General features: G+C 43.6%; 14 protein-coding genes. 1 reads left to right on the forward strand and 13 read right to left on the reverse strand.

All coding sequences use genetic code 11. The annotated features are described in order from the left end of the window. Positions 1 to 5 precede the first annotated feature (5 nt). From GC087_RS16820 to GC087_RS16880, 13 genes are all read right to left on the reverse strand, one after another. Positions 6 to 989 carry a hypothetical protein gene (locus tag GC087_RS16820; protein ID WP_033737423.1) on the reverse strand — a complete coding sequence of 328 codons (984 nt, stop codon included), beginning with the start codon at positions 987 to 989 and terminating at the stop codon, positions 6 to 8. Then, positions 982 to 1,551: a fimbrial protein gene (locus GC087_RS16825; RefSeq protein WP_324028750.1), complete on the reverse strand. Its 570-nt coding sequence runs from the start codon at positions 1,549 to 1,551 to the stop codon at positions 982 to 984. Before GC087_RS16825 ends, GC087_RS16820 begins: the two co-directional genes overlap by 8 nt. 13 nt (positions 1,552 to 1,564) lie before the next feature. Beyond that, positions 1,565 to 2,194 (reverse strand): hypothetical protein, encoded by a 630-nt coding sequence (locus tag GC087_RS16830; protein ID WP_226375890.1) that lies wholly within the window; start codon positions 2,192 to 2,194, stop codon positions 1,565 to 1,567. Next, complete coding sequence (locus tag GC087_RS16835; protein WP_324028752.1) at positions 2,191 to 2,472, reverse strand: fimbrial protein; 282 nt, start codon at positions 2,470 to 2,472, stop codon at positions 2,191 to 2,193. Before GC087_RS16835 ends, GC087_RS16830 begins: the two co-directional genes overlap by 4 nt. Beyond that, positions 2,473 to 2,760: a fimbrial protein gene (locus GC087_RS16840; RefSeq protein ID WP_324028754.1), complete on the reverse strand. Its 288-nt coding sequence runs from the start codon at positions 2,758 to 2,760 to the stop codon at positions 2,473 to 2,475. Continuing rightward, positions 2,753 to 3,373: a fimbrial protein gene (locus tag GC087_RS16845; protein ID WP_324028756.1), complete on the reverse strand. Its 621-nt coding sequence runs from the start codon at positions 3,371 to 3,373 to the stop codon at positions 2,753 to 2,755. Before GC087_RS16845 ends, GC087_RS16840 begins: the two co-directional genes overlap by 8 nt. A 5-nt stretch (positions 3,374 to 3,378) precedes the next feature. Next, positions 3,379 to 4,119, reverse strand: coding sequence for a fimbria/pilus periplasmic chaperone (locus GC087_RS16850; RefSeq protein WP_324028758.1), 741 nt, complete (start codon positions 4,117 to 4,119; stop codon positions 3,379 to 3,381). A gap of 90 nt (positions 4,120 to 4,209) precedes the next feature. After that, on the reverse strand, positions 4,210 to 6,723 hold the full coding sequence (locus tag GC087_RS16855) for an outer membrane usher protein (protein ID WP_172912263.1): 2,514 nt from the start codon (positions 6,721 to 6,723) through the stop codon (positions 4,210 to 4,212). Between the two features lie 22 nt (positions 6,724 to 6,745). Further along, positions 6,746 to 7,291, reverse strand: a complete 546-nt coding sequence (locus GC087_RS16860) for a fimbrial protein (protein ID WP_158281340.1) — start codon at positions 7,289 to 7,291, stop codon at positions 6,746 to 6,748. An 89-nt stretch (positions 7,292 to 7,380) separates the two neighbouring features. Continuing rightward, positions 7,381 to 7,908 carry a fimbrial protein gene (locus GC087_RS16865; protein WP_033738765.1) on the reverse strand — a complete coding sequence of 176 codons (528 nt, stop codon included), beginning with the start codon at positions 7,906 to 7,908 and terminating at the stop codon, positions 7,381 to 7,383. Positions 7,909 to 8,594: 686 nt separating this feature from the next. Beyond that, positions 8,595 to 10,013 carry a sugar porter family MFS transporter gene (locus GC087_RS16870; RefSeq protein WP_072209526.1) on the reverse strand — a complete coding sequence of 473 codons (1,419 nt, stop codon included), beginning with the start codon at positions 10,011 to 10,013 and terminating at the stop codon, positions 8,595 to 8,597. Positions 10,014 to 10,880: 867 nt separating this feature from the next. Then, on the reverse strand, positions 10,881 to 11,573 hold the full coding sequence (locus GC087_RS16875; protein WP_239001166.1) for a hypothetical protein: 693 nt from the start codon (positions 11,571 to 11,573) through the stop codon (positions 10,881 to 10,883). A gap of 118 nt (positions 11,574 to 11,691) precedes the next feature. Next, positions 11,692 to 11,826, reverse strand: a complete 135-nt coding sequence (locus GC087_RS16880; RefSeq protein WP_255421286.1) for a hypothetical protein — start codon at positions 11,824 to 11,826, stop codon at positions 11,692 to 11,694. Positions 11,827 to 12,042: 216 nt separating this feature from the next. Between GC087_RS16880 and GC087_RS16885 the strand changes: the two genes are divergently transcribed. Continuing rightward, positions 12,043 to 12,213: a hypothetical protein gene (locus GC087_RS16885; protein ID WP_033738761.1), complete on the forward strand. Its 171-nt coding sequence runs from the start codon at positions 12,043 to 12,045 to the stop codon at positions 12,211 to 12,213. The last annotated feature ends 245 nt before the right edge of the window (positions 12,214 to 12,458 follow it).

Raw genomic sequence — 12,458 nt, forward strand, 5'->3', positions numbered from 1 at the left:
TAAAATCAATCTTCTGACATAACAACCACAGAACTGGCACTAAAAGCACCTAATCGAATATCCTTGACCTTTACGTCTGGATTGCGGAAAAGATAAAACCTCACGGTTTTTTCATGAATACCATTTTGATAAACAGTACTTATGCTCTGTGCGTCCTCCTGCGCAAAGTGTCCATCAATATAAGGAACAATTTCGACGCCGCTGGAGGATGTATAGATAGTACGATATTTCCCTACCATTGAATTATGCAGAACCTCCATTTTTAAAGAGATACCCGCGTCACGCGTACAGGTAACAGGGATATTAATCTCTTTATAAATTGCGGCAGGATCTTCTGGGCTGGTAGTTAGATCTGTTCTTGTAACATTCCCGAAACGAACATGAATATCTCTGCCCCGGTTAATGTAACAGGTCGCTGCTTCGACCGGTAGTGGTACACCGTCACTGCATGAATAAGATTCATTGGGATCGACATAATAAGCATTATCCGTGCCATCCATATTTTGCAACGCAACACAAAATGATGCTGATGGCTGATTTTGTAATGCACTGGCAGCCCCACCAAAGTTAGGCTTCGATTTGGATATCGTTTTAGTTGTATTGAGAGTGTTAGTTGTCCGTGTATGCAATTGAAAATTAGCTGTTGAAATTGTACATTTTACTGCCTTTTTGCTCTGACAAAAAAACAACACTGCATTATAGTTTCCACTATACTGTGGATAAACTTTGTAGCCGTCTAATTCAGTGACATGGTTAGTCCCTGTGGGCATAGACCATCCTTCACCTATCAAAAATCCGGATTCAAGCCCTTCCTGAGTTGGATGGCAGTCGCCAAAACCCAGCAAACCATCCGTCATATGTTTTGATCCCTTAGGACAACTTTTGGGTAAAGGAATGCCTTTAACATTCGCCAGGGAAGTAACAGGAAGCCCAATGAGTAAAAGAAAAATTATTCCTGAAAGGTATTTTAAATAGTAATGCTTAATCATATACCACCGTCATGCTGGCAGAACCGGAAAAGTCATCGCCTTCCAGTGTTTTGGTTAACTGTTTAACTAATATTACTTCGAGTTGAGGCGGTGAAGCCAAATTAACCCTTTTTTTCTCATGAATCGTCATTGGTGCACCGTCCATCAGAATTTTCATTCCTAAGCCATTAATGCTGGTTTCAATCGTTTTTTCATCATCGAATCCGGCAGCTTTATTACCTTCTAATTTAAAAAAAACGTTATAGCCCGGCGTAGCATCCGAGCAAATAAATTCATACTGCAACGATTTTTTATATTTCCCGGATGAGATTTTATTGGGATCTACCGCATCAAATACAACATCCATAGATTCGTTGTTATTAATGATGCACCAGGGAGAAGTATCGAGTCTGGTCTGCATTAATACAAATGCGGAAAAACCACAAGATCCCGTTACTTCACCATTATCATCTACCTCGCTCTGACAACCATCATTACTACCGTCGTAAAAGGCTAACGCAAAATGAGAGGATATGCATACTATGAGTATGGCAATTGAAAAGAATATCCTGTTTTTTTTCATATTATTGAACACATTAATTAGGTTGGACAATCACATTGACGACGGCAAATAATGACATATTATCCTCTAAGTCAGCACCATACGGATCCAACTGAATTAACTGAAACGCCATACCTGTATTTTTTCCTACACGCATCCAATGAGGCCGCTGAGTGGTCACAGGATTTCCATTAAACAAAAGTTGTAAACCTAAAGATTTTACATACTTGAATAGAGGGAGAGACAGTAGACTCATTACACTGTTTTTTTGTCCCTTGACGGTACCGTAGACAGGATACACCTGAACCAGCATGTAACTTTCCAGTGCCAGTTCGCCAGTGCAGGTAAATTCGACGTTGAAATTTTTACGATATTTTCTGTCTAATATATAGCGGCCATTGTATGATCTAAATACCACTTCACCAAAATTATAATTATAGACGTTATCATTTTCGATAAGACCGCTTAGTGCATCACCAGGTCCGGGATTAAGTCCTTCAACGTTAAAATAGCACATGCCGGGATCGGTAACGATATTGCCATCAAAATAAATATTAGTTTTAAACGTTTCACCAGCAATAGCATCAAAAGCATAAAAAAAGACACATAACGCAGCCATCATCAAAGTCGAATTCATTTTCTTTAGAGAGGTGTTTAACATCATTCATACCTCAAAGTGAAGTTTGCTGTTGCTGTGAAATCACCAAGCATTACAGTTTTATTTTTTACCGCCTGAGGTTCACCTTGTATATAAGCACCCAATACGAAAAAAACATCATCATTATTGACAGAGCCCCGAACAGGCGAATGACTGTTAATTAAAACGGGGGAACCATTAACACCTCCGGACTTTAAACCTATTGCAATGCCTTCGGCCTGCCCGGATATATGAAGAAAACCAGGAAGTGTTTCACTTTCTACTCCACTGAAATCTATGGTCAATTAATTCCCCGGCTGGCAATTTTTCGCAATGATAGTAAATTCCTTCGCTAAATCAGGCGAGTATGAATAAATGTCTTTTACGTTCACCTCTGAAAAATCAACCAGATGATCTTCACTAGCATCAATAACTTCACAGGTCGATATAACAAGTTTTCCTGAAACATTGATATTATCAATGTCAACAAATTCATCACTTGCAGAAGTCTTTACAGATAATAAAAAACCCGCAGTAAAAAGAATGATAATTGCAATAATTTTTAAGTGACGATAAATAAACATGTTATTCATAATCGACCTTGAAATTGGCTACCGCCCAAAAATCACCAAATAAAACTTGTGATTTCGTTTTAACGACCGATACAAAAAAAACAAACCGCTCTGTTTTATGAGAGATAAAGTACTTACCGACCCGCTGATTTAATGAGACCATATTCATATCTTTGTCGCTTATTTTTAACGCAATCCCTTTGGTCCCCTGTACTTTCAGCAACGAAGTGAAGTCGTCATCAGCTAATCCTGAAAATGTAATCGTGGCTAATGGTTCTATATATGAAAACAGATTTTTTTTCCCAGGCATCTCTGATTGATCTTTAAATGAACGATAACAATCAGTCAGCCGGATACTAAACGTTACTGGTGTCGTCTCACTTCCTGGCTCTTCAAGCTCAGCCACATTTAATACACCTAAATCAATTTGTTGTAAAACCGAATTAAGATCCAGACGGCACGCGCCTTCGCTTAGTAAACCGTTCACAACAATTTGGCCATGCTCTCCCTCCACCTGCCAGGTATCATCTACTTTCGATGTGGCACTTACAAAAAATGAAGAAAGAATAAGACAACCAGCATAACACCCGGGTACTAGTCTACTTTTTAGATGTCTCAGGAGAACGTTGAACAAAATATTTAACCTGCTTTCTGCTCGGTGACCTTACAAGCATTACCTGAGCAACTAAAAATTAATTTTGGTCTTCCCCCCCAGTCGTTTATGTAAGTCAATACGGGTTGGGCTCCTAATTTTGCCGCACTCATTTCAACTATTTCGCTACTTTTCGGTGCAATCATTACCGATTTAAAATAATTGTTACTGGCAGCGTTATTAGCACTCATGTTGACTATCGTAATATAGTATCCCGTTGGATTGATAATACGGTAACGGTCGCCTTCACGACGCAATGTTAATGCTGTCTGAGGTACATCTCCACTTGCTAACTTAAGTGCCTCTGGTCGGTAAAACATTTTTATACGTGTTTGCAATGCAATCTGCAGCGTATTCGGTTTTTTGCTTTTAGGAGGGATTTCCCGGACATTAAAATAGTAAAGTGACTCTCTGTCTTGAGGATGTGAACTTCCCGCCATGGTCTGTACTTTGATTTGACCTTTTGAATTGGGTTCAATCCGTTGCAAAGGGGGGAGCGCAATAAACTCGTTTTCAAGTTTTTTGCCCGAATCATCTTCAACCCATGACTGTGCCAGATAAGGGGCTTCTTTATTGTGATTAGTAATCGTTAATGTCTCAGATTTTTTATCGCCGTTAATAATCAGACGCGTGCGATCGAGTCCTACAGCAGCATTTGCTGCAGGAATAGTCATCACCATGATTGACGTTATAAAACGCAATAGAAACTTTCTGTTGTTCGTAAGCATATAAACCTCTAATTTAGCAATTCACAGGAAGTAATGTTTAAAGGCGTTTAAAAATAGTGGTTTTGCGTTAACGCAAGCCAATAATAAACATTACTCATTAATACAAGGCAGTAATAAGCTAGCAGTCTTTTCGTCTGGTTTTTCAGGAAGAATAAAGATACATCGTTCTTTGCCGTTCCAGCTTACATCCATTTTTCCACCCGGTTTCATACCAGATAGCCAGACTCTTCCGTTTTCAGCAATGATACCCGTCTGGATTTTATCTTCATTTTTTACCATCGCACCAAAAGGCGGAACAGAACCATCTTCGAGTTTGACGATAGCCATTCCTTTTTGTCCGGCTAAAATACCAAATTTGCGATAGCCGATAGCGCCCTTAGTCAGGGTATCTTCAACAACAGAACGCGTCGCTTCAACATCATCTGGTAATTCATCCAGATCGATATTAACGTTGCTGCGATAGTAACTATTTATGTCTGTTACCACGGCCTTACCAAAGTAATTGGTTTTGACATCGTTTCCGCCCCCGGAGACAGCAACATCACTGATCCCTGCCGTATCTACCATCAGTCGGGTGCCATCAACACCGGATGAGCGGTGGAGTGCTGCGCCTTGTGCTGTTGCTGTCATTCCCCCTTCTACAGACAGACCCAGTGTACGATATCCATTATTTTCAAATCCGGCGGAGGCAGTCATTTCAGCTATACTGCCCGTGTAGTCGAGATAGCCATTAATCGAATGTTCACCATCCGAAGACGTGCCAATATCGACGTTGTAATCACTGTTATCGCCAAGGTTGTCACGCCAACCCACGTTTTGGCTTTGCGTCCCGCCTGAAGTTTGACCACTGTAGGACAAGGTACCTTCGCCAAAAGGTAGAGACAGACTTAAATAAACACCATCGTCATTAGTGTGATCATATTGTGTTCGATAGCCGGTAAGACTCAGACTGGCATTTTTGAAGCGACCCATATCAAAATTGCTGGAAAGTGAAAGATTCCATGTATCACTCGCAGCACGCTCCCAATAAGTTTGGTGGTTATAACTCAGGTATATTCCTGCATTAAGCTTTCTGAGTTGTTTTGCAATGGTAATGGTATATAACTCTTTACCCTTTCCCGGATTACTGTAAGCCGACGTTCTTGAGCTTAAAAACTGTGACATCGTCATATAGTTGCGGTCAGAAAACCGATAGCCTGCAAAGGTAATTTGACTATCATAATCATCAAACCGTTTGGAATAACTTAAACGGTAAGAGTTTCCTTTTCGGGTAACATGCTCATTTAATTTAGCCCGCGCTGAGGTGACATCCAGAGAAAGGGCGCCTAATGCTAATAAGTCTCGTCCCATACCTGCCGCAACGGTCAGGTAATCATTGGCAAAAAGCCCACCACCATAGACTGACCAGCCATTTGAGATCCCCCACGACAGTTCACCCGTAGCAAAATGAATATTTTGTGTGTGGTGTTCGTAATCCGATGGCTTACCTATTGCCAGTTTATAACGCACACTCCCTGGCCTGGTCAGGTAGGGAATCGTCGCAGTATCGACCTGAAATGTACGTCTGGTGCCATCCTGTTCCTGAATAGTGACATCCAGTTTGCCCATTACCGCATTATTGAGATCCTGAATGCGGAATGGCCCGGATGCTACTGTCGTTTCATAAATAACGCTGCCCTGCTGACTTACTGTTACTTTAGCGTTGCTTTTGGCCACGCCCACAACTTCTGGCGCATAGCCCCGTAAGTTTGGAGCAAGTTGCGCATCATCCGACGTTAAACTGGCACCTGTAAAACGAAATGAGTCAAATATCGTTGAGGGTAAATAAGATTCCCCTACTGTCAGTTCAGACTTGAGCGATTTGATGGCGCGAAAAATATAAAACCGGTCCCATTTGAAATTTTTCCTTAAAGTACCATCTTTACCAGATTCACGTTCATAATCGCCCTGCCAGTTTGCGCGTAAGCGCCAGGGGCCTATGTTAAATCCTGCCACCCCATTACCGCTTAATGACTGTGCATCCGAACTAGATTTCGACTGAGTGTGTCTCGCATTCAAGTAGTAATCCAGAATAAATCCCGGTATGCCGTCATCCCAGCGAGAAGGTGGCTCCCAGTTTTCAGAGGTATATTCCAGCAAAGACTGCGGTATATTAATTTTTAATATACCCGACCCCAAATCAGGCGTGACTGTCATGCCCGGCAATGAATTTACATCCAGACACTGGCCATCCTGCCACCAGCCTGCTTTTCTTATTTCATTTTCTTTAAAACCAAAGCGGCTGACTAAATCAGGAGAAAGGCACGCTAAAGAATCATCAGGTTTATCTTGAGGGGATAAGTAGCTAACTTTTTCCTCTGGAAATTCAGATTTATTAACAACAACATTGAATAGATATTCACCCGGCATCAAATAACCCGCGCGTGAGAATCGATTAATATCGACTTCATTACGTTCTTTAACGTCGAGCACGTCAATATTAAATTCCACCTCATCGCTGGCCGCGATAACACTTTCAGACATAAAACATGCGATGAATACGGCAAAGGCGACAGGACAAATGGATAACGTGAGATTGCGATTTTTATAATTCTGATTTCTCATAATATTTTATGTCAGGGAAAAATTAGTAATAATCAACTTTGAAACGCACAACAGCACGGAATTTCCCCGAATGCATATGGTGCGCATCTCCAACAATCCTCATTTGATAATCGAGTGTTTGTCTGCCTTGCGTGAGCTGACCAAATGGCATCGGTTTACCTGGAAAAGCATAATTACCAGCCATGTCTTTAATTTCGATGCCTATACCGCTGGCACCACTGACACCAAATAATTTTCCATCGGGGATTCCATCAAAAGTCACCTGGAAGTGGGTTTTATCTCCGCCAGTGGTATTGGAATCAAAAAGCGAGCAATGAATAAGATGAATAGAAAAATTTCTGGTGAAGCCTGCGCCATCATGAATGAGTTCACCTGTCGTTAACGCTGGTATGTCAATAAGCTGCTCTCTGTCATTGACTTCTATGGCACAGGGAGCATCAAGAATGCTGCCTTGCATACCGACAACACCCTGTCCATGTTCCTGCGAGTGGCAAATTCCAGATTCAGGCACGCATAATGTCAGTATGAAAGGCAGCATCCATAAAAATTTTTTCAATATTATTTCCATAAAAGATGCCTTTCCTGAAAAGGCATGAGCAGATCACGCTGCTCATGCAATCGAAGGCTAATGTATAATATTAACGTTCGCTTTCTGTCTTATTTATAAGCCAGAGTAAAGTTTGCTACAGAGGTGAAATCACCTGGGACAATAGTTGCGGAAGCACCGTCGCCCTGCAGGTATGCAGAAAATGCCAGGGTGTTAGTCCCATCCTGAATATCATGTGCAGGTGAAGCCTCACCCAGTTTGATGATCTGACCGGCACCATTGGTGATAGCAATTGATGCACCACTGGCCGTACCTGTAATACCTAACAGATCTTTATTACCTGCAGAAGCTGCACCGGTAAATGTTGCCGTTACGCTGTTAGAGGTTGCTGTATCGCACTGTTCAAGCTTGATGCTAAATGCTTTAGGTGCTGATTTTCCGCCATTTTTCAGCGCAGCATTGGTCACTTCACCTAAATCCACAGTCTGATTTGCAGACTCTGCAGTGATCGAACAAGGTGCATCAACAATTGAACCTTTGAAGTTGATTTCGCCATGCCCCTGGTCAGCTGCAGTAGCGCCAAATGCAACCATCATTGCACACAGTCCGATTGATTTAACCGCTTTATTCAATTTCATTACAACAATCCCTTAAACTTAGATTTTTTATAATGCGAAATACGCATTCATCGCTCATACGCTTAATGAAAAGCATGGTTGCAGAAGAGAACCTATGTGCTTCTGAACGGAATAAATAATAATACCGACCTGAATTAATCAGCCAGAAAAAATCATGCAAACTATAACAACGAGATATTTACTCATCTTGCTCCACGCCCAAATAAAAATAAATATAATAAAACCAAACAAAAGCATATAAGAAGTACAAAATATCGCACATGGTTACATTAATAGCGTCTTATTAAGTTAAAAACCTTTTAAAATAGCTCAAAAAACCAATCAAAAGACAATCGCGGCATAGTTATCGACTTATTTATTAGTGAAAAAAATACAAAAGAGACGGAACCCACTTTTTCTTTAAAACTTACACAAACTCCCGGCAAAGGGTAATTTCATGCACCCATTAATTTATTATTAAAATAATGCCTTATGCAACTGCATCTCAACACTTAAGCACGCTATAAAAACTTTAATGTTATTGCGAGAGGTAATATCAATGGCATTGATGAGATAAATAATAGTTATTAATAACAGTAATAAAACACAGGATTGTTAATTACGGTAAAAGACAGGAAAAAAAGCCAGCGTTACAGGCTAACGCTGGCTTTTTTGATGCTGAGGATAAATCGTCAATTACACAAGTGCTAGCGCCCCAAATCCCGCAACTTCTCACCCGCCATCAAATTCTTCTCAATCCGCTCCAGCGTGACATTCTTGGTTTCCGGCACCAGATAAACCGTTATTACGATAAACACCAGATTAAAGCCGGTATAAAGCCAGAACGTGCCCGCCGCGCCAATGCTGCCCAGCAGGGACAGGAAGGTGGCACCGATAATCATGTTTGCCACCCAGTTAGTGGTCGTCGAACAGGTGATACCAAAGTCGCGGCATTTAAGCGGCTGAATCTCAGAGCACAGGATCCAGACGACAGGCGCTGCGCTCATCGCATATCCACCGATACACAACATGGTCATGCCCACAGAAACCCAGGATAACCCATGGCTGATCTCTCCCTGTCCCGCTTTCATCAGGCAATAGCCCAGCACCAGCGTAGCAAACGCCATGACTGAGAAACCAATTTTCAGAATCGGTTTTCTGCCCGCTTTATCTACGGTAAAAACAGCAATAAAAGTGGCAAACATAAAGGTCAGGCCAACAATGACCGTGGCGATCATCTGCTCCTGTGTGCTTTTAAAACCCGCCATTTTAAAAATCTGCGGCGCGTAATACATAATGATGTTCATCCCGGTAAACTGCTGCATGCCCTGTAATAACATGCCCAGAAAGACCGCACGCCTGACGTTCCTGTTACTTTTAAACAGCGAAAAACCCCCCTGCTTCATGCGCAGACTTTCCCGAATCTCGTTCAGTTCCTGACGGGCTTTTTCAGACGTATCGCGCAGCATCCGCAAGACATCTTCTGCTTCAACATGCATGCCTTTTGCAGCCAGCCAGCGCGGGCTGTTCGGCAAGAAAATAACCATGACAAACAGTACGACGGCGGGGATAGCCAGGACGCCCAGCATGGCTCGCCAGTTACCGCTGTAGCTAAAAGCCGTATCCGATACAAAGGCCAGTACAATGCCCAATGTAATCATCAGTTGATACAGACTGATCATTTTGCCACGGACGTTTTCGGTTGCCATTTCAGACAGATAAAGCGGTGCGGTATAGGAGGCTACGCCCACAGCCAGGCCCAGCAAGAGGCGAAAGATCAAGAGCATTTCAACGCTGGTTGCACCGGCTGAACCCAGCGATCCAATAGCAAACAGCACTGCGCCCGCCATCAGACTGTATTTGCGGCCAAGACGATGTGATACCCAGCCATTACATACTGCCCCTATTGCGGCACCCAGCATCATGATACTCACCACCCATTCCTGCTCATGGCTGCTCAGATTAAAGTGATGGGTGAGAAACGGCAGTGCCCCTGAAATCACGCCAATATCCAGTCCAAACAGCAGTCCTGCTAACGCAGCGGAAACAGAGATAAACAGGTTCATACGGCGAACTTTTTGCTTATGTTCGCTTTGAAGATTGAAAGTATTTACATGAGACATCATTAAGCTCCGCTCACACAACATGTAGTGTCCATGCAGCATATAAAGCAGAGACAGCGGGCGATGAGGGCAAATAAGGTCTGGATATGGACGATTTTACTGATCTCACTCTAAGTGTGATGGAGATCTCATCGACAGAGTGAGCGTCTGTTTTTCGTTTTATGACGTAATATTGCTACACGTCTTTTCTGGCGATAATGTGTAAAACAACCCATTGATGGGCCGCTTAATGCGGCGGAATGTTCAGGTCCGGCAGACACTCTGCAATACTTCACCACTGACGCAGTATATGAATTAAAGCGCTGTCAACATCGCTAAAAATCTGCCCTGGCCGCAACCGGTCTGACGATATGATGTATCGCCCAGACACCCTTCATAACAGAATCCCCCTTTATAATGAAAGCCAGCCACGACTCGCCCGCTTGAATCTCGTTCCAGGCTTATTTCGTTGTCGAGGGTTTATTCGCCGCACTACGGAAATACAATACTGCTCAGCACAATGCATAACGTTTATCAGGATAGGACAGGACGAAGGAAATGGTGTGCGCCGTTTTGGTTCAACCTGTTTTAATGACTGTCCTGTTTGAGCTCTGAGCATAACCTGATCTACTGAATGATCGTTTAAACCGTTGCCAGAACAGGCTGCCGTGAATACGTGCTTCAGTTACGGAGAAAAGTGAACACAGGAAATTAGTCATGACCGGCATCATTTTATTATTACTGCTCATTCTCATCTTGCTTCTGATTCAGGAAGTGCTTGATGAGCGTTATTCACCTCATTATGAAAGTAAGGATTACGATTAAATTTTCGTATTTCTGTCATGGCTTTCAACCTGAACGCTTATAATCGTTCATGACCACCCGACCTGTTTACACCGTTATCGTTTCTGGATCAGCCCAGTTATAAACCGCAAAGACCAGCCGGATATCGCCAGCTACGCTCCCATACCTACGGTGCATATTGTCAATAAAATACGATTTAAGCGAGTCGGGCAAGCTGGCAGCGCGATAGCGAAGTATTGTCGTATGCCAGAATTCAGGCGGGGTCGTTTTTCCACTGTGCCTTTCGAGCAGTAAATCCCGCCACGTCGCTGATGACATCAACGCATTCCAGAACGCAGCTCTCTGCGCGACTGCGCTGCCGTCAGGAAAACCTGCCAGCAACAGCTGATCGGGAAGCGCGACCAAACGCAATCCCTCTACCCTGAGTGATGAATCCGTTACGCACTGGCGGAAGGTGCCAGTCACTTCGCTTATCATCGGGATTTGCTGGCGCTCGTGATAACGGGCAGGTGTAAGCGGCAGGAAGGTGACATGAAAGTTTTTTGCCTGCATAACCTCTGCAAGTGGGTCATCGCGGGTTAAACGGCGGATGTCGTCAAGAAGAGCAAGGATGTCGGGATTCAGGTCAGGCAAAATGCCACAGCTCAGCGCTTTAAGCCCGTCAGGGTAAAAGAATTTTTCAGCATGGTGATGCGCTTGCCTGTTTTCCTGTTGCCACAGCCGCAGGGTTTCACTGTTTCGGTCTGCATAGAGAGCGTCAAAATAAGCCGCCTTTTTCACCTTCTCTCCTGAATGTCCCTGAACGAGGTGTCCACAGCATAGCCAGACGAGCGGGGAAATACAGCACTTTCTACAGCGGATATATTCCGGCCCACTTCACGCAGGTGGGCCGGCAGACTTAATCTGGCTGTTTATCGCCGGATTCAGGCGCGTGGGTTACATCATCTTCCGCGCCGTCGGTGCCGCCTTGTGACGGGCTTTTTTTCCCCGGTTGATAATCCGGATGATCACCCTCTACTGGTCTTTCTGTCATACAGGCCTCTCTGGTTAGCAAACCGAACACTAAGTCTGGCTCACAAAAAGCGGGTAAGCACAGCGGCTTCCCCTCGTGGGATGGCGCTGCACGTATCCGCTTTCACAAAAGCATTGATATCACGCACTTTTTTTTCGCTACATTGACTTAGCGAAAATACCGACCAGACTTATCAGGCGAGCTGTTTTTTAAGTGTGTTAATCACGAGGGAAAGAGATGAAAAGCATTTTGAGCGGTCTGTTAATTGTTTCCAGTCTTTTAATGATGTCGGGTTGTCAGCAGGACAGCAGCGCCGTCGGCAACGATGGTCGCCCGCATGCGCCAAGCGGTCAGTCAGTGCCTGGCGGTCCACTGGGCAAAGGGCCGGTTGGTCAGCCGCAGGCATAAAAAATCCGGCCATGTGCCGGTTTTTTTTATGTCTGCGCAGAAGCCCACCTGTGGCTTGAACTTTATGCACGTAACCATCATCCGCGACATTACTCCTGCGTAGTATTTAACGGCAATGGTCATATTGCTGCGTGCTGTAACAATTGCACAATGTGGGTTCACACCGCGTTTAAAGGTATCGTCACACCGGATACGGGATATAATCCCCGTCATATCTGTGGCACACGATAACGAAAGCATTTTCA

Source organism: Pantoea sp. JZ2 (assembly GCF_035191405.1).
Classification (GTDB): domain Bacteria; phylum Pseudomonadota; class Gammaproteobacteria; order Enterobacterales; family Enterobacteriaceae; genus Pantoea; species Pantoea stewartii.

Excerpts from the sequence above, each read along its gene's own strand:
- GC087_RS16885 (WP_033738761.1), top strand. The coding sequence starts at position 12,043 with ATGAAAAGCATTTTGAGCGGTCTGTTAATTGTTTCCAGTCTTTTAATG.
- GC087_RS16860 (WP_158281340.1), bottom strand. The coding sequence starts at position 7,291 with ATGGAAATAATATTGAAAAAATTTTTATGGATGCTGCCTTTCATACTG.
- GC087_RS16870 (WP_072209526.1), bottom strand. The coding sequence starts at position 10,013 with ATGATGTCTCATGTAAATACTTTCAATCTTCAAAGCGAACATAAGCAA.
- GC087_RS16825 (WP_324028750.1), bottom strand. The coding sequence starts at position 1,551 with ATGAAAAAAAACAGGATATTCTTTTCAATTGCCATACTCATAGTATGC.
- GC087_RS16830 (WP_226375890.1), bottom strand. The coding sequence starts at position 2,194 with ATGATGTTAAACACCTCTCTAAAGAAAATGAATTCGACTTTGATGATG.
- GC087_RS16880 (WP_255421286.1), bottom strand. The coding sequence starts at position 11,826 with ATGACAGAAAGACCAGTAGAGGGTGATCATCCGGATTATCAACCGGGG.
- GC087_RS16850 (WP_324028758.1), bottom strand. The coding sequence starts at position 4,119 with ATGCTTACGAACAACAGAAAGTTTCTATTGCGTTTTATAACGTCAATC.
- GC087_RS16820 (WP_033737423.1), bottom strand. The coding sequence starts at position 989 with ATGATTAAGCATTACTATTTAAAATACCTTTCAGGAATAATTTTTCTT.
- GC087_RS16840 (WP_324028754.1), bottom strand. The coding sequence starts at position 2,760 with ATGAATAACATGTTTATTTATCGTCACTTAAAAATTATTGCAATTATC.
- GC087_RS16855 (WP_172912263.1), bottom strand. The coding sequence starts at position 6,723 with ATGAGAAATCAGAATTATAAAAATCGCAATCTCACGTTATCCATTTGT.
- GC087_RS16865 (WP_033738765.1), bottom strand. The coding sequence starts at position 7,908 with ATGAAATTGAATAAAGCGGTTAAATCAATCGGACTGTGTGCAATGATG.